Raw genomic sequence first — 22,236 nt, forward strand, 5'->3', positions numbered from 1 at the left:
GGCGTATGTCCTGGCATATTGCAGCGGTGCGCACGAAGAAGGAGATGCGCCGGTTCGCCGGTGCCCTCATCGATCCCATGCGCGTCCCGGTCCCGGCCGATCCCGAGGCCCTGTTCGACGCGCTGGTCGACTCCGTCACGCGCTGGCGGGGGCGTGAGATCGTCGTCCGCCGCGAGGTGTTCCCGCCGCACACCGCCAGCGGGCTGTGGCTGGAGGGCGACACCTACGACGTCATCGTCATCGACAAGCGGGCCGCCGCCTGGCACCAGATCGTGATCTTCTGCCACGAGGTGTGGCACATGCACCAGCGGACCGCGCAGCCCACCCCCACGCCGACCGCCGACGGCAGCCCCCGGCCCGTCGCCGCCCGTACCGACTTCAGCCTCGCCGACGAACAAGAGGCGGACAGGTTCGGCATGTTGATGAGCGGCCGGCTGCGGCCCTGGCTCCAGGCGGCGGCCACGGCGAACCCCACGCACGACCCCGCCGCGGCCGACGACGGCACGCAGGGTGTCGCCGGGCGGATCGGCGCCGCCCTCAACTACCGCGGGACCAGAAAATGAGCAGTCTGATCGACTACCTCAGCTGCGGCCTGCTGTGGCTGGGCGTGCTGGTGAAGGCGCCGGACCTGATACGCCACTGGCACGACCCCTATCTCCGGGTCATCTGCGTGTTCCTCGGCCTGGCCGGGGCCTGCTTCCTCCTCGGGGCGCCGCCCACCGTCGGCGCGATCAACCACCTCAGCGGCATCCCGAACCTCGCCGCGCCGCTGACCTACGCGTCGGTCACCGCGTACGGCGCCTCCTCGCAGGTCCTGATCGTCTACTGGCGGGGCGGACCGCACGTCCACCGCACCGCCCGCCGCTGGATCGTGGCGTACACCTTCATCCTCATCGGCATCGCCGTGACGTTCGCGCTGGGCCGCACCCCCGTGGAGCGGCGCACCGATCTGGACACCTACTACGCGACCACCCCGTTCATCGCCGAGATGATCGTGCTCTACCTGGCCGGCCACCTCGCCGCCGTCAGTGTCACCGCGGTGTCGGCGCTGCGCTGGGCGCGGCAGGTGCACGGCTGGCTCCGCGCGGGCCTGATCACGCTGGGCGTCGGCTCGCTGTGCGGCGCCGGGTACAGCCTCACCAAGTTCGCGGCGGTGATCGCCCGTTGGTGCGGCCAGGACTGGACGCGGCTCGGTACGACCGTCTCGCCGGTCGCCGCCGGGCTGGGCGCGGTGCTGACCGTCGTAGGCGTCCTGATCCCGCTGACCGGCCCCCGGCTGACCCAGTGGCGGCAGGCCCGGCGGACGTACGCCTGTCTCGAACCGCTGGAGCACGAGCTGGCCGAACTCCTCACCCGCCGCGCGCTACGGCTGCCCCGGCCGCGCTGGTCCTCCCCCGCGACCCGGCTGGTGTGGCGGCAGACGAGCATCCACAACGCGCTCGGCCACCTGGACGCGTTCTTCGACCGGGCCCTGTACGAACGGACGTTGGAGGCCGCGGCAGGGACCACCGGCGACCCGGAGCAGGCCGAGGCGACGGCGTGGGCGGCGGTCGTGACGGCGGCCGTGGCCGAGGAGCGGCAACGTGACGTGGCGGAACGCGACAGCGACCCGCGCCCCGCACCGGCCGACGAACCGGGCGGGCTCCCCGACCGGGCCCCCGGCACCGCCCTCCTCGTGCCCATCGCGGACGCGCTGACCCGGTCCCCGCTCGTCGCCCGGGTCCGCACCGGCACGACGGAAGGGAGCACCCGGGCATGAGCCTCATGGTGTATCTCGCCGCCGGTGTCTTCGGGCTGTCCTGCACCGTGCTGCTGCGCCGCCCCTGGCGGATCCCGCGCGACCCGCTGACCCTGTCCACCTGCGCGGCGATCGTCCTCGGCTCGCTGGCCCTGGTCTGCTCGGCACCGCTGACCCTGGGCACGGTCAACCGCCTCACCGGCATCCCCAACTTCGGTGCCCCGCTGACCTACGGCATGCTCTCCGCGTACAGCTGCTCCCTGCTCGTCCTGCTGATCCACTGGCGGGGCGGTTCCCCCGCCCGGATCCGCCGCATGGTCCTGCGCAGCATGGCCGCCTACGGCGCGCTGATCGTGGCCATCGTCGTGCTGTTCACGCTGGCCGACCCGAACACCGAGCGGCTCACCGACCTCGACACGTACTACGCCGGGACGCCGTACATGCGCGAGATGATCGTGCTCTACCTGCTCGGGCACAGCGCGGCCACCCTGGCGCTGTGCACGGTGTGCGTCACCTGGGCCCGCGAGGTGACCGGCCTGCTCAGGACCGGCCTGCAGCTGATCCTCCTCGGCACCCTGCTGGACGTGGTGGGCTTCCAGCTCGTCAAGTACACGGCGCTGGTGGCCCGTTGGTCCGGTCACGACCTGGACTTCCTGTCCACCGGCGTCGCCCCGCCGATGGCCTCACTGGCCGCCCTGACCTGCTCGGCGGGCTTCGCCCTCCCGAGGCTCCTGCCCATGGCCCGAGCCCACTGGCGCGACCTCAACGACCTGCGCGGACTGGGCCCGTTGTGGTCGGAGGTCCGCTTCGCGTCCATCGCCCCGAAGCCGCCCAGCGCCCTGCGCCAACTCCCCCGCATGCGCCTGCACTGGCGCGAAGTCTCCATCCACGACGGCCTGTTGGCCCTCACCCCCTACTTCGACGACCACCTCCGCGAACGCACCCGCCACGCCGCCCTCCACGAGGGCCACTCCCCCCACGAGGCCCGCGTGACCGCCGAAGCGGCCATGGTCGCCGACGCCGCCCGCCGAGCCGCCGCCCAGGAACAACCCTTCAACACCCCGAGCACGTACCGCCTTTACGCCACAGAGGTCTCCGACACGGGGGGTCTGGTCGAGCTGGCAAGGGCCCTGGCACGATCACGGCTGACGGCAACCCCGGCGGTAAGCAAAGCGCTGGAGGCCCTGGAGAGTTCAGGCGACTGAGGTCTTTTGCCTTTAGGGGCGCGGGGAACTGCGCGACCAGCCACGACGCGCCCGCAGTCAAAGAACCAACCCTCGTCACCCCGCAAAAGCAGGCTGCACCAATCCCTTACCGGCCCCCGGCACAACCAACAGCGACCCAGCCACAGGTTCCGGCGACTCAAGCCCCACCCGAGCAGTCGTAACGTACAGGTCAGTCAAATCCGCACCCCCGAACGCGCACGCGGTGACCAGCGAGGCCGGCAACGAGACAACCCGCTCCAACTCCCCGTCCGGCGTATACCTCCGCACCGCACCCCCACCCCACAACGCCACCCACACACACCCGTCCGCATCAACGGTGAGCCCGTCAGGAAACCCCGCGCCGACCTCAACCTCCGCGAACCGCCGCCGCTTCGACACCCGCCCGTCCGCGTACTCGAACACATCGATCCGACGGGTGGGCGAGTCGATGTAGTACATCAACCGCCCATCAGGACTCCACCCGGTCCCGTTGCTCACGGCCACGTCATCAAGAATCAGCCGCACGGACCCGTCCCCGGCGACCCGGGACAACGTGCCCCCGCAAGCCGCCTCGTCGTACCGCATCGTCCCCACCCACAACGCCCCGTCAGGCGCCACGGCCGCGTCGTTGGCCCGCCGCCCGGCAACCGGCTCCCGATGCAGCCACCGGAACTCCCCGTCGGGATCGACAAGCCCGACCCCGTCCCGCAGATTGAGAACGAGCCCCCCACCAACCCGGGGCTTGGCAGCCCCGACGTGCTGCTCGGTCACCCGCACCGTCCGGCGCCCCGACGACGGGTCGTACGTATGCACCCGGGACCCAAGGATGTCGATCCAGATCAACCGCCCCGCCGTGGCGTCCCACGTCGGCCCCTCGCCCAACGTCGCCTCGGCCCGTACAGCCACCTCGTACGTCATCCCACACTCCTGTGCCCGAGCCGCTCCGACAATTCAACGGCGCCCTTCGCGGCGAGCTGCTCCAACTCCACCCGCCGCTCGTCGCTCCACCGGATCATGGGAACGGAGATGGAGAGAGCGGCGACGACCTGTCCCGTGCGGTCCCGCACGGGCGCCGCCACGCACGACACATCCGGATTCGACTCACGACTCTCGACGGCGACCCCCCGCGACCGGATCTCGGCAAGAGCCTCCCGGAGCGCCCCCGGCTCGACAATGCTGTTCGGCGTCATCGCGACCAACGACACATCGGCCGGAATGCGCGCGGTCAGCTCCGGCTCGGGCAGCGAGGCCAGCAGCATCTTGCCCACGGACGTGCAGTGCGCGGGCAGCCGACGCCCGGCCGCCGACACCATGCGCACCGCGTGCGTGGAGTCGACCTTGGCGATGTAGATGACGTCGGTGCCTTCGAGGATCGCGACGTGCACGGTCTCGTCGCAGGTCTCGGCGACGGACCGGGCGACCTGCTGCCCCTCGGCGGCGAGGTCGAGCTGCTCGGCGTATCGGCTCCCGAGCTGGTACGGACGGACTCCGAGCCGGTAACGTCCCGGTTGTCCGGGCACGGGCACGATGTACGACCGGGCGGCGAGAGTGGTGACCAGTTCGTGCACGGTTGTGCGCGGCAGTTGCAGCTTGCGCACGATGTCGGGGGCGGAGAGCGTCCCGTCCCCGTCGAGGAAGAGCTCGAGAATATCGAGAGCCCGGGTCACGGCAGGTACGAGTCGTCCCACAACCGGCCCCCTTCTAGGTGTCTGCGAGTGGCTGCATGGGGTGTCGCACCGAGCGTCGTGTTCGAAATTTCAACTGACGATCGGCATGACGAACACAGGCTAGCCATACAGAGTTGCACGGGCAATGGTCGCGTGACCATGTGACTACCGACCGGCCCTGGGATCGCCCAGTTCACCACGCAACCGCTGGGCGCGCAGCACGAGTTCGAGCTCGAACCGGCGGTCCGGGTGGTCGATCTCGTCACCCCACAGTTCGCGGATCTGCCGGAGGCGATACCGCACGGTCTGCGGATGCACCCCGAGCCGCGCGGCCACCTCCGGCGCCCCGCCCCGCGTCTCCAGCCACGCCAGCAGGGTCTCCGCGAGCCGCCGCCGGTGCGTCGGCCCGGAGTGCTCAAGCGGCGCGAGACACCGCAGCGCGAGATCGTCGATCAGCTCCTCCGGCTGCAACAGCACCAGCGCCTCGGTGTGCTCGGTGCAGTACAGAACACCCCCGCCCGGCAACAGCCCCCGCTCCATCAGCCCTACGGCCGCCTCGGCCCAGCGCGCCGACTTCACCGCGTCGGCCAGCGGCACCGGCGGCCCGATCGCCCCGGCCCAGCCGGTCAGCGCCCGGTGCAGCAGCTCGGGCCGCCCGGCGGCATCCGGCTCGGGCACGACCATGCGCGGCTGCTCGTACTCCATGTCGAGCAGCACCTCCTGCCCCACGGCGGGGGCGACCGCCTCGCGGGCCGGGCGCAGCAGAACGCCCACGGCGACCTTGTCGGGCAACGGCCAGCCGATGCGGGCGGCACGTTCGGCGAGGGCCTCGGTCGGGTCGCCCCGGTGGTGCTCGGCGAGGAGGAGTTCCATGAGCCGCCGCTGAAGGCGCAGCCGCTCCCCCGCCTGCCGGGCGGCGGCCTCCGCGTACCCGCGCACGGACTGGTCGACCAGCCCGTCCAGATACTCGTAGCCCGCGTCGACGAGTGCGTACATCGCGGGCGGCGGGATCTCGACCCGCTGCCCGATCTCGGCCAGCCGCCGCCAGGCGAGCCGCACGCCCATCCGGTAGATCGCCTGGAGCGAGTCGAGGCTGCGGCCGTGCAGGCCCTCCCCGCGCCCGAACTCCTGGAAGACGCCCGGCGGTACGGTCGGACGGCCCTCGGCGGTCTCCAGGTGCTGGACGAACACCTCGATGGCACGACGGATGCCGACCAGAGCCATCGGCTCACCCGACTCGTCGAGAACCAGCGGCAGTTGGGGGTGCTCACGGCGGATCTCCCGCAGGATCTCCTCGGCGAGCGCGGGCGCCTCGGCCATGGCGATCGCCGCGAACTCCCGTACCTGGACGTGCGGTACGTCGTGCCACGCGGAGCGCGGCATCACGGTCGCCGGTGGTGCGGACACGGGGTCAACTCCCCTGGCCCGCTTGCTCGTACGTGACCAGAGGCGTGTTCGGCTGGGCCGGTCTCGCGTCCAGCAGCGCGACGACACCGAGCGCGGCGCCCACGGCGAGGGCGGCGGCCAGGACCATGGTGAGTGCGGCGGCGAGCAGTCTGGGCATCGCGGGGTCAGCCTCTCTGTCCCGAGGTCCGTGCGCCCTGCCCCTGCCCGTCGGCCCAGTGTCGGCAGACATTGACACTCCGTCAAGGGGCGCCTACGGTTCCCGGCCCAAGAGCGGCCCGAACTCCGTCACCAACCTTCACTGGAGTGTCCGGATGCGCCGTACGACCTCTCCATTTTCCTTGATCCTGCTGGGACTTGGCACATTTCTGCTGGTCCTGGCGCCACTGCTGGCGTGGTACGTCGAACCGCGGGCCGCCGTGACCCCGATCGACATCGACACGACCGCCGTCTACCGGGGCACCGGAAGCTACTTCGACACCGGCGAGTTGCGGACCGTGGACGACCAGCGGATCACCGTGACCCAGCAGGTGCGCGGCGATGTCGCGGACAGCGAGAGGAGCGGGGACGCGGTCTGGGACGTCACGACGACCGTCGACACAGACAAGTCGCTGCCGGCCGCCGATCCGCACGACGCGCTGGAGTTCTTCCCCAACCGCTGGGTCACTGACCGTAAGACCAACAAGCCGGTGCACTGCTGCCACGAGAACCCGTACTTCGAGGGCGACGCCTTCCTGAAGTTCCCGTTCGACGTGCGGAAACAGCCGTACCAGTGGTGGGACAACTCCCTCGGCGCGACGGTGACTCTGCGTTACGCGGGGACCGAGAAGGTGCAGGGCTACCCGGGTTACGTCTTCAAGGGCACGGTCCCGCCCTCGAAGATCGGCACCCGCCTGGTCCCCGGCAGCCTCGTCGACCAGCCCAAGTCCCCCCAGATCCTGGCCGAGGAGTGGTACTCCAACCACGGCATCGAGCTGATCGTCGACCAGCGCACCGGCCGGGTGATCTACGCCCGGACCGGCCCCCGGCGCACCCTGCGCGCCCCCGGTCACGCCTACGACGCGGTCCTCCTCCTGGACGCCGACAAGCTCGCGTTCACCACGGCCACGCAGAAGGAACAGGTGAAACTGGCGAAGCGGGAGAGCGGCCAACTGCGCCTGGTGGGGCAGTCGTTGCCGATCGGTGCCGCTGTGGCCGGATTCGTCCTCGCTGTGGCGGGTGGCGTTCTGGTGCTACGAGGCCGCCGGCGCCCCGAATCGCCCGCTTCACCCGAGTATCCACCCACGATGTGACGTGACGTCAGTTCCAACAACCCCGGAAATTGTCATGCGGGTGAGTAGCCGTCAGCAACGCCGGGGCGAAAACTGACCAACCCACCCCGGCACAGCCCACACACAGAACTCCGCACCGCGCCCTGATCCGCCGCAGTTCCGCCCTCCGATCCGCCAACGTTCCGCACCCTGAGACGAGTTGGAGCACCCATGCCCCAGCACGTGCCCTACTCCCTGCGCGCCCCGTTTCCCCCGGTCGCGCAGCACCCCCCGGCGCCGGTGCCGCAACCGCGCCGGATCGTCTTCCTCGCCCACCGGGACCTCGACAATCCCCAGGCCGGCGGCTCCGAACTTCTCGTGGACAGACTCGCCGACGGCCTCACCCGACTCGGCCACCAGGTCACCCTGTTGTGCGGCGGCCCGGCCGCCTACCGCGACTACCGCGTGGTGTCGGCGGGCGGTGCGTACGGTCATTTCCTGCGTGCCCGTACCGCCTTCGCCCAACAGATCGGTGACTGCGACCTGTTGGTCGAGGTGTGCAACGGGATGCCGTACTTCGCTCCCGTGTGGCATCACGGGCCGACCCTGTGCCTGGTCAACCACGTCCACACGGATGTGTGGAAGATGCGGTTCGGCGGGCCGATGGCACCGGCCGCGCGGATCGGGCGAAGACTCGAACACTGGGCGCTGACCGGGGCACAGCATCGTGGGCTGTTGGTCGCGGTGTCTCCCTCGACCGCGCATGCGCTGCGCGGGATCGGGGTGGAGCGGGACCGGATCCGGGTTGTCCACAACGGAGTTGAGGAGCCGGGGCCTCGTGCCGAGCGCTCCGTCGAGCCGCTTTTCGTGGCTGTCGGGCGGCTCGTCGAGTACAAGCGGATCGATCTGCTGCTGCGGTTGTGGGAGCGGGTACGTCCCGTGACGGGCGGGCGGCTGGTGATCGTCGGTGACGGTCCTGAACGGGAGCGGCTTGAGCAACTCGCCGGGCCCGGTGTGGAGTTCACCGGGCATGTCTCGGAGGCCCGGAAACACGAACTGCTGTGTGCGGCCTGGTTGTTGCTGCACCCTTCTGCGCTGGAGGGGTGGGGGTTGGTGGTGACGGAGGCCGCCGCCCGTGAGACTCCGGCGATTGCGTTTGATGTGCCTGGGTTGCGGGACTCGGTTGTTGACGGGGAGACCGGCGTGCTGGCTCGTGGTGAGTCCTCCTTCGCCGCTGCCTGGTGCACGTTGACTCTGTCTGGGCTTCGGCGTGAGGCCATGGGTAAGGCTGCGTGTGATCTTGCGGGGCATTATCGCTGGGATCGGACGGTTAGACAGTTTCGTGTGGTGGCCGGTGAGGCGGTGAAGGGCTGGGGGTCGTGAATTGGCTGCGGGTGCGTCGTGGCTGGTCGCGCCCCGCGGCGGAGCCGCATATCGATACAGCCCCGCGCCCCTTAAGGGGCGCTGCACCTCAGCGGCGATTCAAGGACCCGTCCCTCCAGCGCTCTCTTGCCCTGTTTCGCGCCTTCCTGCATGAACAAGACGATCCGGAGTTCTGCTACTCGCTGCTCGCCCGTGATGCTGCCGATCAAGTCGAGGCCTACCACGGTTCCGTCGCCAGTCGGACCGTCATTGATGTCGGCGGTGGGAGCGGGTATTTCACCGAGGAGTTTCGGCGGCGTGGTGCTCATGCGTATCTCTTCGAGCCGGACGTACGGGAGTTGGGAGGGAAACCGTCGGACGGGACCGTCATCGCCGACGGGTATTTGCTGCCGCTGTCCGACGGGGTCGCGGATGTGACGTTCTCCTCCAACGTCCTTGAGCATGTGGCCGATCCGGAGACGTTTCTCAGTGAGCTGGCTCGGGTGACGCGGCCCGGTGGGCTGATCTATGTGTCGTTCACCAACTGGCTGTCCCCGTGGGGCGGTCACGAGTGGGCGCCCTGGCACTACCTCGGTGCCGAACGGGCCCGCGGCCGCTACCGGCGCCGTACCGGAAAGCCGGCCAAGCACACGCTCGGCGAGAACCTGTTCGCCGTGCACATCGGTGCCACCCTGCGGCAGGTCCGTGCCCGTGATGACGTCATGGTCGTCGCGGCGCGTTCCCGCTACTGGCCCTTCCTCGACCGAGCCGTCGTAAAAGTGCCCGGGATAAGGGAGTTGGCCACCTGGAACCTCCTCCTCATCCTCCGGCGGTGTCCACCATGACGGCGACCACGGTCCAGGCCCCGCCCCCGGCGGCCGACCCCACCACCACGACCATCGCGGGTCCCCCGGAGGGCCCGAGGTCTTGGCGCTGGCTGCTGGGGTTCTGGGCCGTGGTGTTCGTGCTGTTCCTCGCCGTGCACCCGGGGCGCCAGACCTTCGACACGAAGCTCGGCGTCACCGTGGACCCCGGTCAATTCCTGTCCGACCTGGGCCAGTTGTGGCACGACCGGGGTTCGTTCGGCGGTATCCAGGACCAGTACGCGGGCTATCTCTGGCCGATGCTGCCGTTCTACTGGCTGGCCCATGCCGTGCAGTTGCCGGTCTGGCTGGCGGAACGGCTGTGGCTCTCGCTCGTCGTGTCGGTGGCCTTCTGGGGCGCGCTGCGGCTGGCCGAACGGCTGCGCGTCGGCAGCCCCGCGTCCCGCCTCCTCGCCGCCGTGACGTACGCGTTGTGGCCGGTGTTCACGATCGTCGTGGGGTCGACCTCGGCTGCCGCCCTACCTGGCGCCTTCCTCCCCTGGGTCCTGCTGCCGCTCACCAACGAGCGCTATACGGCCCGCATCGCGGCCCTTCGCTCGGCTCTGCTCGTCCCCTTCATGGGCGGCGTCAACGCTGCCGCGACCCTCGCCTCCCTCCTCCCCGTCGGCCTGTATCTGCTCTCCCGGCCACCGGGACCACGGCAGCGCAAGCTGATCGCCTGGTGGGGGCCGGGGGTGATCCTGGCGACGGCATGGTGGTGGATCCCGCTCCTCATGCTCGGCGTGTACGGCGAGAACTTCCTTCCCTACGTGGAGACTTCGCAGACCACGACGGACACCATGTCGGCGACGGAGGGTCTGCGCGGAGCCGGTGACTGGGTCGCCTATCTGCACCTCGGGGAGGCCTGGATACCGGCCGGCTGGACGGTCGCCTCCTCGGTGATCGTGATCGTCTGCTCGGCCCTCGCGGCAGGGCTGGGGCTGGCCGGTCTGGCCAGACGGGACATGCCGGAGCGGCGGTGGCTGGTGCTGACCTCCGTGACGGTCGCGCTGATCCTGTTCGCCGGGTACGGCGGCGCGTTCGGGGCGCCCTTCCACGGGCTGGTGCAGGACTGGCTGAACGGCCCGCTCGTCCCGTTCCGCAACATCTACAAGTTCCAGGCGGGCCTGGCCCTCGCACTCGTCCTGGGTCTGGCCCACCTGGTCGGCGTGGCCGCCGAGACACGCGGGGCCCGCCCGGTGCCGGGCCGCCGACTCGCCCCGCTGATCGCGGCGATCCTCGTACTCCCCGGACTGGCGTGGCCGTATCTCAACGGGTCGATCCTGAACCCCGGTTCGTTCCAGCAGCTCCCCAAGTACTGGCAGTCCACGGCGGACTGGCTGCACAAGTACTCCCCCGACTCCCGCGCCCTGGTCGTCCCGGCGACCGCGCACGGCATCTACACCTGGGGCTCCCCCATCGACGAACCCCTGGACGTCCTCGCCAACTCCCGCTGGGCGGAACGCGATTACGTCCCGATGGGCACCCCCGGCAACCGGCGGGCGATGGACGCGGTCGAGCAGGCACTGGCGAGCGGGAGTGAAGTCCCGGGCCTGGCCGACTACTTGAGCCGGGCGGGCGTCTACTACGTCGTCGTACGCAACGACCTGGACCCCGACCAGATCGGCTACGTCCCGACCACCACCGTCAAACGCACCCTGGAACAGTCCGGCTACCAACGGGTGACGGGCCTGGGTCCCGTCATGACCGGCGGCCGGATCGCGAACGACACCCCGCTCCAGGTCGAGGGCCTCTACCCGCGCCAACGGGCGGTGGAGATCTACGAACCGACGGGCAAGGACGTGATCCGCCCCGGCCAGGCGGGCCTGACGCCGGTGGCCGACACGGCGGTGGTCTCCGGCGGCCCGGAGTCCCTGCTCCCCCTCGCCACCGAACTCCGGGGCAGGGCAACGGTGTTGACGGGCGACAACCACCCGGGCCTTGGATCGCCCGCGCTCCAGGTGGTGGGCGACGGACTGCGCCGCGCCGACACCCGGTTCGGCCTGGTCGACGCCAACACGTCGTACACATACACACCCACCGAACGCAACGCGCCCGACGCGGTCCAGGACGCGGGCGAGAAGCCGAAGCAGATCCTGCCGACGAAGGGCATCGCCCACCAGACGGTGGCACAGCTGCGCGGCGCCCGTTCGGTGACGGCGTCTTCGAGCGGCAACTGGCTGTTCTCGCTCCCCCAGTTCGACCCGGTGAACGCCTTCGACGGCAACCCGGACACCGCGTGGGCGGAGGGCGCGGCAGGCTCACCGAACGGCCAGTGGCTGCGCATCGCCTTCGCGGGCGGGTCGTACGACATGCCGGGTTCGTTCAAGGTCACGCCGCTCCCGCAGGAGAGCGTGCGCGCGGCGGCGACGGAGGTGCGGGTGGAGACGGCGAAGGGCTCGGCGACCAGCTACCTCCAGCCGAACGGCATGCCTCAGACGATCAAATCCCCATCCGGCTCGACGAGTTGGATGAAGCTGACGATCGTCGACTCGGTGGCCCGCCATACCGGCCTGACCGGCGCGGGCTTCTCCGAGATCACCCTTCCCCACATCCAGGTCACCCGACTCCTCAAGCTCCCCACCGACGCGAACACGACCGACGCCTCCGCCGAGCTCATCTCCCTGCACCGCACGGCCGACCCGACCGGCCTCTCCCCGACGGGCACGGAGGCGGGCCTGCACCGCACGTTCTCGACGTCGACGGCGGGAACGTACGAGATGAAGGCGACCGCGGTGGCGACACCCGGTGAGGAGTTGGACAAGCTCCTCTACGAGGTGGCCCCCGCCCAACAGCACCGCATCACGGCAACGGCCGACTCCACAGCGGCACTTGGCACAGGCCTCGCCGCCCGCAACCTCACGGACGGCGACCTGACGACGGGCTGGATAGCGGGCGACCGCCCGACGATCCACCTCACCTGGACCGGCAAACAGCCAGTGGGCGAAGTGGTGTTGGCGCCCGCGGGCGGCCTGTCGACCCGCCCGACCGAGGTGAACATAACGTCACCGGACGGTTCGACGATCGCCGGCGTGGACGAGAACGGCGTAACCCGCTTCGACCCGATAACGACGGACAGCCTGTCCATCACGATCACGAAGACGGCCCCTCTCACTCTCCACAACCCGATAGCCGACGAGAACCTCCAACTCCCCGTGGGCCTGACCGAGGCCTACATCCCGGCCCTGGACCAGTACCGCACCCCCCAACCGACCCCGTCCCGCCCCTTCACCCTGCCCTGCGGCAAGGGCCCGGTGGTGGGGGTGGACGGCGAGCTGTACGAGACGAGCGTGAAGGGGACCGTAGGCGACCTGACGGAACGCCGGGAGGCTGAAGTGACGCTCTGTCAGCATGGCAAGGCGGACGGGGCGTTGGAGCTGGCGTCGGGAGCACACCGGGTCGAGGCGGGGGACGCGGGACCCCTGTCCCTGACAAATGTGACACTCACCCGGGGAAGTGTCACATTCGCGAAGGACACTGGTCGGGGGCTGCGGGTCGTGGACTGGCTCGGCGACCGCCGAGAGGTGACCGTCGGCTCGGGCACGGCCTCGTACCTCACCACTTACGAGAACTACAACACGGGTTGGCAAGCCACCCTGAACGGCAAGGAGTTGACCCCCCTCCGCCTGGACGGCTGGCAACAGGGCTGGCGAGTCCCGGCAGGCGCAGGCGGCACGATCAAGCTGACCTACGAACCCGCGACACCATACGAGGCCGGCCTCATCGGCAGCGGAGTCGCCCTGGTCGCCCTCCTGGCCCTGGTGGTCTGGCGCCGCGACGAACCAAGCCCCGACGAGGTGCAACCACCCCCACCACTCCCCGGCCTGTGGCTGGGCACGGTGGCCCTGACCCTGATCGGAGTGGTGATAGCAGGCTGGTTCGCCCTACTGGTCCCGGCCCTGGCCCTGCTGGCCTACCGCAGACACGCGCTCCTGGTCCCGATCGCCTTCGCGGCACTGGCAGGGGCAGGCATCGCGGCGGCAACGGGAGCGGGCGAACCGGTGGGCGCAGGCGAGGGAGCGTTCAGCCACACGGCCCAACTCCTCGCACTGATCGGCTTGTTCGCGGGCCTGGTAGCCGTACGAGAGCGCTCCGCTCCGGAACCAGCACCGGTCCCACCCCTACCCCAAAGAGAACGAGGCACAAGCACCCTGGGCGAAAAGGCCCCAGTGGAATCAAGCCGCACAATCTCAGCCCAGGCCAGGGGAGCCACCCCTCCAGAGGCACGGGGCCATGACATCAGCGACTCCGCCGCACGGGCGCATCCAGCCCCCTCCGAACCCGGAGCCAACAACAACCAGCCGCCCCACGGCGAGGACCCAATAGGGGCGCGGGACCGTGACATCAGCGACTCCGCCGCACGGACACGCCCAACCCCCACCGAACCGGAGGCAGACAACGGTGCCCCTTCAGGGGCGCGGGGCCGTGACATTGGCGGCTCCGCCGCGCGGGCGCACCCAGCCCCCACCGGCCCGTACCAAAAGGACGGCCCCCGATGACCACACTCGACCAGCCTCCCCGCACCAACGCCCCCACTCGCATCCCCTTCCCCACAGTCGACGAAATCGCCCGCCACTGCCACCAATCCGCCGAACCGGAAACCGTCCACATAGAGGTCCACCTCCCAGGCCCCGTAAACCCGGAACGGCTCCGCACCGCATTCACCGAGGCCCTGCACCACCACCCCCGCATCCTCATGCGCGAGGCCCCCGGCCCCTGGTACCGCCGCCGCTACGAATGGGAGCTGACCGACACCCCGGACCTAGACGTGGTCACCTTCCCGCCCCCCGCCCAAGACGCCCTCAAACAGGCCCGCACCCGCTCCCTCACCCACACCCCGCCCCTCACCGCATCCCCACCCATCCGCCTGGAAGCAATCGAACTCCCCCACGGAACCGCCCTCATCCTCACGGTCAACCACACCGCACTGGACGGCCCCGCCTGCCTCCGCATCCTCGCCACCGCAGCGGAGCTGTACGGCGGCAAGGACAACACCCCCACCGCCCCACCAACCCGCCCCCCGGACCCCCCAGAACCCCCCACGGACACCCCCTCCGTATGGACTCCACCCGCACGAGTAGCCCCCGGCACCCCCACGCGCACCCCCGGCGGCAACGGCCTCCTCCTCACCGAACTCCCCGTCCCCCACCGCCCCAAGGGCTCCCCCTACACGGTGAACGACCAACTCATGGTCACCACGGCCCTGATGATCGCCCACTGGAACCGCGAACACGGCGCACACCCCCGCCCGCTGCGCATCACGATGCCCGTGGACGACCGCCCCCGAGGCACGGACATGCCGATAGGCAACGGCACGCGCCTGGTCGAAGTCACCTTCGCCCCACAGGAGTTGGCCACCACCCCCGCCCACCACATGGCCGAACTACTCCACCGCACGGCAACCCGAACCCGCGCCCTCAAAGCCCTCCCCCGCCCCCAACTGGGCCACGGAGCAACCCTGTTGACGAGCCCGGTCGTCCCCGTCGTCTGGCGAGCCACCCTCACCCGAGGCCTCCGCAGGGCAGCCGCCCCCTGGACCTCGACCACCCTCCTCAGCAACATCGGCCGCATCCCGTACACCCTGGACTTCGGCGCCCCGACGGGCCGCGCGCACGCGGTCTGGTTCTCCGCCCCCGCCCGTATGCCCCGAGGCCTCACCGTGACGACGGCGTCCACCGCGGGCAAACTCCACGTGGCCCTCCGCTGGTCCCGCACCCTCCTCGGCCCCGGCGACGGAGCCCACCTCCGCGACCTCTTCGAGCACTACCTGCACACGACGGAACAGACGGAGGCGCACCCGGAATGACGACCACCACTCCCCCGAACCAGGTGCGCCCCGACCTCCGCGACTTCTACGAGAACCCCGCCACCCCCGTCGCCTCCGGCCCCTCCCGCACCCTCCGCCAGGCCCGCGTCCTCGCCACCGCCCTCGGCCCGGCCACCGCCGAACACCCCCGCACGATCCTCGACATCGGCTGCGGCGACGCGACCGCCGCCGCCACCGCCGCCCCCCTCCTCACCGGCCACCGCATCATCGGCGTCGACTGGTCCCAGGACGCCCTCACCCGAGCCCGCACACACCTCCCGTACACGGTCCGAGGCGAACTCACCGCGTTACCGCTCCGCACAGCCACCGCCGACGCCGTCCTGTTCAGCGAAGTGATCGAGCACCTCGTCGACCCGGACACCGCCCTCGCCGAGATCCACCGCGTCCTGCGCCCGGGAGGCCATCTCATGCTGTCCACCCCGAACTTGGCCGCCTGGTACAACCGCGCCCTGCTGCTCGCCGGCGTCCAGCCCGTGTTCTCGGAGGTGAGCCTGCGCGCGATCCACGGCCGCCCGGGCAAGGAGGTCGTAGGACATCTGCGGCTCTACACCCCGCGTGCGCTACGGGAGTTCGTGACGGCGGCCGGCTTCGAGGTCGTCGGACTCAAGGGCGCGCCCTTCCACGGCGTACCGCGACCGCTCCGCCCCCTCGACCGACTGGCCTGTGCCAGACCGCAGTTGGCGTCGATCCTGCTGCTGCACGCACGGAAGACGTAGGGGGCGCGGCCGTGTGGTGGGGAGTGGCCGCGGCCCTGTTGGCGAACGTGCTGTACAGCACCGGCTTCGTCCTGGAGAAACGGGCGCTCGCGGCCCTGCCCGAGGTGACGGTCCGTCAACCGGCGAGGCTGCTGCGACTGGTGCTGGGCAGCCCGTTGTGGATCGGCGGGTCCCTCGCGCTGGCCTCCGGGTTCGGCGCGCAGCTCGCCGTGTACCGGACGCTGCCGATCGCCGCCGCGCAGGGCATCTTCGTGTCCGGCCTGGTCCTGCTCGTGCTGCTGTCCGCGCGGATGCTCGGCGAGGAGACCAGCGGGCGCGAGAGGTACGCGCTCGGGGCGATCCTCGTCGCCCTGCTGATGGTCGTACTCTCCCTCAAAGAAGGCTCGGACCACGTCAGCCGCAACGCGCCCTACCCGCTGATCCTGCTGGTCTGCGTACCCTCGCTCGCGGCCGGAGTCTGGCTGTACCGGTCCACCGAGCGCAGTGCGGGACACCGGCACCGGCTGCCCACCACGGGCGTCGAATACGGCGTGGCGGTGGGCCTGTTGTACGGGGTCAGCTCGCTCGCCATCAAGGGGGTGTCGAGCTATCTGACGACAAGTGACCTGGGCGGAGCGGTAGTTGGACTGCTCCGGTCCCCATACCCCTACCTCCTCCTCTTCACCGGCGCGTTCGGCCTGGTCATGTCCCAGGCGGCGCTCCAGCGTTGCCGGGCCTCGCTGATCGTGCCGGTCTGCACGACGGTGACCAGCCTGTTCACGGCGGTGCTCGGCACCCTCGCGTTCGGCGAGGCCCTGCCGCACGACCCGCTGCGCCTGGCCCTGCGGATCGGGGGCACCCTCCTGGCGGTCACCGTCCTGCTGACCATGCCGAAGCACGACAACGCACCTCAACCACCGGTCGAGGCGAAGGAGTTGACGCCCCCATGAACCCGGACGACCCGCTGCTGAAGATCCTGGCCTGCCCGCTCGACAAGGGCCCGCTGCACCTGCTCCCCACGGACGCCCTCTACAACCCGCGCCTGCGCCGCCGTTACCCCATCGTCGACGGCATCCCGCAGCTGCTGCCGTCGTCCGGAGAACAAGTGACCGACGACGCCGAGCACTTGGAACTCCTCAAACGGATGGCGCCATGACGTCCAAGCGCCGCACCCCCGTTCCTCGTACTCTCACCGCCCGCCTCGCACCCCTCCTCCCCACCCGCCTCGTCGCCGCCACCGCCCGCGCCGTCTACCCCCGCTTCGAACCCGAACTCGCCCGCCTGGCCGACCTGTTGCCGCCCGACTGCGGCACGGCGGTCGACGTCGGCGGCTGGTACGGCCCCTGGACCCACCGGCTCTGGCGGCACGCGCGCGAGGTGGTGACCGTAGAACCGGTCCCGCACCTGGCGCGGCTGCTCGAAGCCGCCGCCCCCGCGCACGCCCGGGTGATCCCGGCCGCCGCCTCCGACCGTCCCGGCACCGCACGCCTGTGGCTGCCGCCGGACGACGAGGGTGACCGGGGGGTGTCGTCGCTGGTGCGCCGGGACATCCACGCCCGCGCCGTGCACGTGCGCTGTGTCACGCTCGACGGGCTGGGGCTGCGGGAGGTCGGTTTCATCAAGGTCGACGTCGACGGCAGCGAACTGGCCGTCCTGCACGGCGCGACCGGCCTGCTGACCCGCGACCGCCCCGCGCTCTTCGTCGAACTGGAGTCCCGTATCCAGCCGATCGCTCCGGTGGTGACGTACCTGTCGCTGCTCGGCTACGAGGGCTGGCTCCTGCCGGACCGGAGCGGGGACTGGGTCCGGCTGTCGGCCTTCCCCCTGGAGGAGCATCAGGCCCGGACCTCGTACGTCGTCTCCCAGGGGCTGCTGCGCCGGGTCCTGCCCTTCGCGCGCGGGCCCCGTTACGTCAACTCGGTGCTGTTCCTCGCCGACGGCCGCACCCCCGGTGTCCGGCCCGATGCCAGGCCCGATGTCAGGCCCGATGTCAGTGCCGTGCGCGACGATGGATCGCATGCCCGACGCGAACCGCCCAGCCCGCCCCTTCAGCCCCCTCGACTTCCAACTCGTCCTGCTGCGCCGCATGGCGGACCACAACCCGGACCTGGTCGAGAACGCCCGTCATGAGCTGGGCGTCTCGATCGCCGACATGCGGGAGGCCAACAAGCGTTGGCAGGCGATGCTGCACTCCCCGCGCGGCCGGGCCGCCGCGTCCCGGTACCGCTCGATCCTCGGCACCCCGGAATCGACCGTCAAGCACAGGATCGGCGACCTGGACTGCGAGGCCTGGCAGTGGCCGGTCCCCCTCTGGCCCGACCTCCGCTTCGAGGTGCTCACGGCCCCGAACGGCGCCGTATGGAACGAATGGCTGGTCCGCGCCCCGGGCGCCACACCCCCGCCCCTCCGCACCCTCGACGACCTGACCCCCTGGTCCTGCACGGTCGACGAGGCGGCCCGCGCCTTCGCCCCCGCCCGCCCCCTGGAGGGCACCGCCCCCACCCGCTGGGGCCTCGCCTTCACCGCCCCGGACGCGCAGGGTGTCCGCCACCAGTGCACGGCCGAGTTCACCTGGGGCCTGCTCCAGCGAACGGCGGTCAACGACTGACGGTCATCGACCGACGTTCAGCGACTGACGGCCGCCCCCAGAATCGCCTCGACCACCGCGGTCAGCGAGGACTCCGGATGCAGATCGAGAAAGAGGTTCGGCTCGACGAGTTCCAGCTCCATCACACACGGCTGTCCGTCCGGCCCGTCGACGAGGTCCACGCGCGCGTACAGCAGCTCCGGTGCGTCCGGTACGGCGGCCAACGCCCGCTCGGCGACGGAGAGTTCGGCCTCGGTCGCGGTCCACGGTTCCAGGTCGGGGTGCGACACCTTGTCGTCGTCGTACGCCGTCCCGCGCGCCAGCACGGCCCCCTTCCGCGAGGCGTGCACGAACCGCCCCCCGAAGAACAGCAGCGCCCGCTCCCCGCTGACGTCCACGTTCGTGAGGTACGGCTGCACCATCGCGGTGAGCCCCTCAGCGTGCATGCGCTCCAGCTGTCGTACGGCCGTCCCGTGCTCGTCGGGCGTGTAGCGGGCGGCGAAGCGGGCGCCCGCGCCGGAGGTCGGCTTGACGACGTACTCGTGGTCGTCGGGGAGGTCGGCCGGGTCGCCGGGGGCGAGATAGCGGGTCGGCACGACGGGCACGCCGGCCGCCGCGAGGTCGCCGAGGTACCGCTTGTCGGTGTTCCACCGCACGACCTGCACCGGGTTCACGAGCCGTGTCGCCTTCGCGGTCCGCTCGGCCCACGCCAGGAACTCGGCGGGGCGCCAGCTGTAGTCCCAGGTCGAGCGGATGACCACGAGGTCGTACGCGCCCCAGTCGGTCCCGGCGTCGTCCCACGGCGCGGCGACGGCCTCGGCCCCGGCAGCCCGCAACGCCTCGACCAGCACCGGGAGGTCACGGTCCTTGCTGGGCTTGGGTCCCGGGTCGTAGGTGGCGAGCGCGATTCGGGGCACGGTGCCTCCATCGTCGTACGGACTGCGGACAGATCCGCAGGTTAACCGCCGCCCCCGCAACCACGGCAACCGGATTGACCTTCCCCCTCGGTGAAGCCCCAGCATCGGTGACGGAACCGAGAAGAGGTCGAGGCGCACATGGGCGGTACGGGGAACATGCTGACGATCGGGGCCTTCGCGCGGGCGTGCAGGCTGTCGCCGAAGGCGCTGCGGCTGTACGACGAGCTGGCGCTGCTGCGGCCGGCGCGGGTGGATCCCGACAGCGGATACCGGTACTACGCGGTGGCACAGCTGGAGCGGGCGCGGCTGGTCGCGTGGTTGCGGCGGCTGGGCATGCCGCTGGCCGGGATCCGCGAGGTCTGTGCCCTCGAACCGGCCGCCGCCGCCCGCGAGATCCGTGCCTTCTGGGCGCGGGTCGAGGCGGAGACGGCGGTGCGGCGGGATCTCGCCGGGTTCCTCGTCGACCATCTCGCGGCCGGACCGGCCGTACCGGGAAAGGACACCACCATGCTGGAACTGCGTTACGCCGCCCACTCGGACCGGGGCCGGGTCCGCCCCTCCAACCAGGACACCGCGTACGCGGGCACGCGGCTGCTCGCGGTCGCCGACGGGTTCGGCCCGGCGGGCGCGCCCGCGAGCGGGGCGGCCGTGGAGGCGCTGCGTTTCCTGGACACCGAGGAGGTGCCGGCGGGCAATGTGCTCAACCTGCTGGAGGAGGCGGTACGGGGTGCCACCGACGCCGTCCGTAACGTGGCCGATCCCGGTGAGAACGGCACGACCCTGACCGCGCTGCTGTGGACGGGCTCGAAGCTGGCGCTGGTGCACATCGGGGACTCGCGCGCGTATCTGCTGCGCGACGGCGGGCTGTTCCGGATCACGCACGACCACTCGGTCGTCCAGTCGCTGATCGACGAGGGTCGGCTGACGCCGGAGGAGGCCGGCTCCCACCCTCAACGCGCCATGCTGCTCAAGGCGTTGACGATCGGCACCCCTGATCTGAAACTCCACGACACCCACCGCGGCGACCGTTACCTCCTGTGCTCGGACGGCCTGACCGCGGTCGTCCCGGAGCACCGGATCCGCGAACTCCTCACCGCGGGCCCGGACCCGGAGGAGGCGGTACGGACCCTGGTCGACGCGGCGAACGAGGCCGGGGGTCCGGACAACATCAGCTGTGTGGTGGCGGACGTGGTGTAGGAACGGGGGTGTCCCCGGCACCTGGGGACCGTTGCCCCGACGGCTAAGGAGTGCGCCGCGTGTCCACCCTCTTCCCCGCCCTGAGGAACCCCGGCGAGCAGCCCGCTCTCCGCTTCGGTGACCGGTCCCTGACCTACGCGGAGCTGGGCGCGGCGGCGGACGCCCTCGCGGCCCGGTGCGCGGGCACCGGCCGGGTCGCCGTCTGGGCCACCCCCTCGCTGGAGACGGCCGTCGCCGTGATCGCCGTACTGCGGGCGGGAGCCGCGGCCGTCCCCCTCAACCCGAAGTCGGGCGAGAAGGAACTCGGCCACATCCTCGGCGACAGCACCCCGACCTTGATCCTGGCCGCACCGGGCGACGAACTCCCTTCTCCGCTACGACACTTGGAGCGCGTCGATGTCGATGTGCGGGGTGTCGGGGGCGACGGTCCGGCCGTCTCCCCCGACGACGAGGACCCGGCCCTCGTCGTCTACACCTCCGGCACCACCGGCCCGCCCAAGGGTGCCGTCATCCCGCGCCGGGCGATCGCCACGACGCTGGACGCGCTCGCCGACGCGTGGCAGTGGACCGGCGACGACGTCCTCGTGCACGGGCTGCCGCTGTTCCATGTGCACGGGCTGGTGCTGGGCATCCTGGGCCCGGTGCGGCGCGGCGGCTCGGTGCGGCACCTGGGCAGGTTCAGCACGGAGGGCGTGGCACGGGAGCTGAACGACGGCGCGACCATGGTGTTCGGCGTCCCGACGATGTACCACCGCATCGCCGAGACCCTCCCCGACGACCCCGGACTGGTCAAGTCCCTCGGCCGCGCACGCCTGTTGGTCTCCGGCTCGGCCGCGCTCCCGGTCCACGACCACGAACGCATCACGTCGGCGACCGGCCGCCGCGTGATCGAGCGCTACGGCATGACGGAGACCCTCATGAACACCAGCGTGCGGGCGGACGGCGAGCCGCGCGCGGGGACGGTCGGAGTCCCGCTGCCGGGTGTGGAGTTGCGGCTGGTCGAGGAGGACGGCACGCCCCTCCCCTCCTACGACGGTGAGAGCGTGGGCGAGATCCAGGTGCGCGGCCCGAACCTCTTCACCGAGTACCTCAACCGGCCCGAAGCGACGGCCGCCGCCTTCACCGCCGACGGCTGGTTCCGCACCGGCGACATGGCCGTGCGCGACCCCGACGGCTATGTCAGGATCGTCGGCCGCAAGGCCACCGACCTGATCAAGAGCGGGGGTTACAAGATCGGCGCGGGCGAGATCGAGAACGCGCTCCTGGAACACCCCGGGGTCCGCGAGGCCGCCGTCACCGGCGAGCCGGACCCCGACCTGGGCGAACGGGTCGTGGCCTGGATCGTGCCGAGCGACCCCCAATCCCCGCCGCGGCTGGAGGAGTTGGCCGACCACGTGGCAAGCCGCCTGGCCCCGCACAAGCGCCCGCGCGTCGTCCACCACATCACCGCACTCCCCCGCAACGACATGGGAAAGATCCTGAAGCGCTCCCTGACCACGACCCATGACTGAGCGACCCGTGACT

Annotated in this window: 20 protein-coding genes; 15 read left to right on the forward strand and 5 right to left on the reverse strand. The window is 70.9% G+C overall.

Annotated features, from left to right (window positions below; all coding sequences use genetic code 11):
* Positions 1–26 precede the first annotated feature (26 nt).
* The 3 genes from OG407_RS17620 to OG407_RS17630 are packed head-to-tail and all read left to right on the forward strand — an operon-like array spanning position 27 to position 2,943.
* Positions 27–563 (forward strand): toxin, encoded by a 537-nt coding sequence (locus tag OG407_RS17620; RefSeq protein WP_403601386.1) that lies wholly within the window; start codon positions 27–29, stop codon positions 561–563.
* Positions 560–1,759: an MAB_1171c family putative transporter gene (locus OG407_RS17625; protein WP_405859135.1), complete on the forward strand. Its 1,200-nt coding sequence runs from the start codon at positions 560–562 to the stop codon at positions 1,757–1,759. Before OG407_RS17620 ends, OG407_RS17625 begins: the two co-directional genes overlap by 4 nt.
* A complete protein-coding gene (locus OG407_RS17630) occupies positions 1,756–2,943 on the forward strand; it encodes an MAB_1171c family putative transporter (RefSeq protein ID WP_405859137.1) in 1,188 nt (395 codons plus the stop codon). The genes OG407_RS17625 and OG407_RS17630 overlap by 4 nt, the downstream gene beginning before the upstream one ends.
* Before the next feature lie 75 nt (positions 2,944–3,018).
* Here OG407_RS17630 and OG407_RS17635 read toward each other — a convergent pair whose 3' ends face one another.
* From OG407_RS17635 to OG407_RS17650, 4 genes are all read right to left on the reverse strand, one after another.
* Entirely contained in the window at positions 3,019–3,861 is an 843-nt protein-coding gene (locus tag OG407_RS17635) for an SMP-30/gluconolactonase/LRE family protein (protein WP_405859139.1), read from the reverse strand.
* Positions 3,858–4,631 (reverse strand): IclR family transcriptional regulator, encoded by a 774-nt coding sequence (locus OG407_RS17640; protein ID WP_328683543.1) that lies wholly within the window; start codon positions 4,629–4,631, stop codon positions 3,858–3,860. The genes OG407_RS17635 and OG407_RS17640 overlap by 4 nt, the downstream gene beginning before the upstream one ends.
* 144 nt (positions 4,632–4,775) lie before the next feature.
* Complete coding sequence (locus OG407_RS17645; RefSeq protein WP_405868460.1) at positions 4,776–5,993, reverse strand: helix-turn-helix domain-containing protein; 1,218 nt, start codon at positions 5,991–5,993, stop codon at positions 4,776–4,778.
* Between the two features lie 28 nt (positions 5,994–6,021).
* The gene (locus OG407_RS17650) at positions 6,022–6,174 is read right to left on the reverse strand and encodes a hypothetical protein (RefSeq protein ID WP_327404313.1); all 153 of its coding nucleotides are present in this window, start codon (positions 6,172–6,174) and stop codon (positions 6,022–6,024) included.
* Between the two features lie 154 nt (positions 6,175–6,328).
* Here OG407_RS17650 and OG407_RS17655 point away from each other — a divergent pair, with 154 nt between their 5' ends.
* From OG407_RS17655 to OG407_RS17700, 10 genes are all read left to right on the forward strand, one after another.
* On the forward strand, positions 6,329–7,306 hold the full coding sequence (locus OG407_RS17655; protein WP_405859141.1) for a DUF3068 domain-containing protein: 978 nt from the start codon (positions 6,329–6,331) through the stop codon (positions 7,304–7,306).
* Between the two features lie 189 nt (positions 7,307–7,495).
* Positions 7,496–8,647, forward strand: a complete 1,152-nt coding sequence (locus tag OG407_RS17660) for a glycosyltransferase family 4 protein (RefSeq protein WP_405859143.1) — start codon at positions 7,496–7,498, stop codon at positions 8,645–8,647.
* A gap of 50 nt (positions 8,648–8,697) precedes the next feature.
* Entirely contained in the window at positions 8,698–9,471 is a 774-nt protein-coding gene (locus tag OG407_RS17665; RefSeq protein WP_405868462.1) for a class I SAM-dependent methyltransferase, read from the forward strand.
* Positions 9,468–13,988 (forward strand): alpha-(1->3)-arabinofuranosyltransferase family protein, encoded by a 4,521-nt coding sequence (locus OG407_RS17670; protein ID WP_405868464.1) that lies wholly within the window; start codon positions 9,468–9,470, stop codon positions 13,986–13,988. Before OG407_RS17665 ends, OG407_RS17670 begins: the two co-directional genes overlap by 4 nt.
* A complete protein-coding gene (locus OG407_RS17675) occupies positions 13,985–15,295 on the forward strand; it encodes a condensation protein (RefSeq protein WP_405859145.1) in 1,311 nt (436 codons plus the stop codon). The genes OG407_RS17670 and OG407_RS17675 overlap by 4 nt, the downstream gene beginning before the upstream one ends.
* On the forward strand, positions 15,292–16,032 hold the full coding sequence (locus OG407_RS17680; protein ID WP_405859147.1) for a methyltransferase domain-containing protein: 741 nt from the start codon (positions 15,292–15,294) through the stop codon (positions 16,030–16,032). The genes OG407_RS17675 and OG407_RS17680 overlap by 4 nt, the downstream gene beginning before the upstream one ends.
* A gap of 23 nt (positions 16,033–16,055) precedes the next feature.
* On the forward strand, positions 16,056–16,961 hold the full coding sequence (locus tag OG407_RS17685) for a hypothetical protein (RefSeq protein WP_365615010.1): 906 nt from the start codon (positions 16,056–16,058) through the stop codon (positions 16,959–16,961).
* The gene (locus OG407_RS17690; protein ID WP_019060261.1) at positions 16,958–17,167 is read left to right on the forward strand and encodes a Trm112 family protein; all 210 of its coding nucleotides are present in this window, start codon (positions 16,958–16,960) and stop codon (positions 17,165–17,167) included. Before OG407_RS17685 ends, OG407_RS17690 begins: the two co-directional genes overlap by 4 nt.
* A complete protein-coding gene (locus OG407_RS17695) occupies positions 17,164–18,141 on the forward strand; it encodes an FkbM family methyltransferase (protein WP_405859149.1) in 978 nt (325 codons plus the stop codon). Before OG407_RS17690 ends, OG407_RS17695 begins: the two co-directional genes overlap by 4 nt.
* A complete protein-coding gene (locus tag OG407_RS17700; RefSeq protein ID WP_405859151.1) occupies positions 18,029–18,619 on the forward strand; it encodes a hypothetical protein in 591 nt (196 codons plus the stop codon). Before OG407_RS17695 ends, OG407_RS17700 begins: the two co-directional genes overlap by 113 nt.
* Positions 18,620–18,636: 17 nt before the next feature.
* Here the strand turns inward: OG407_RS17700 and OG407_RS17705 are convergent, their stop codons facing one another.
* Complete coding sequence (locus OG407_RS17705) at positions 18,637–19,515, reverse strand: RimK family alpha-L-glutamate ligase (RefSeq protein WP_405859153.1); 879 nt, start codon at positions 19,513–19,515, stop codon at positions 18,637–18,639.
* Positions 19,516–19,671: 156 nt separating this feature from the next.
* On the opposite strand from OG407_RS17705, the gene OG407_RS17710 reads away from it, so the two are divergent.
* Positions 19,672–20,712, forward strand: a complete 1,041-nt coding sequence (locus OG407_RS17710) for a MerR family transcriptional regulator (RefSeq protein WP_405859155.1) — start codon at positions 19,672–19,674, stop codon at positions 20,710–20,712.
* A 59-nt stretch (positions 20,713–20,771) separates the two neighbouring features.
* A complete protein-coding gene (locus OG407_RS17715) occupies positions 20,772–22,223 on the forward strand; it encodes an acyl-CoA synthetase (protein ID WP_405859157.1) in 1,452 nt (483 codons plus the stop codon).
* The last annotated feature ends 13 nt before the right edge of the window (positions 22,224–22,236 follow it).

This window comes from Streptomyces sp. NBC_01515 (assembly GCF_045040345.1).
Taxonomy (GTDB): Bacteria; Actinomycetota; Actinomycetes; order Streptomycetales; family Streptomycetaceae; genus Streptomyces.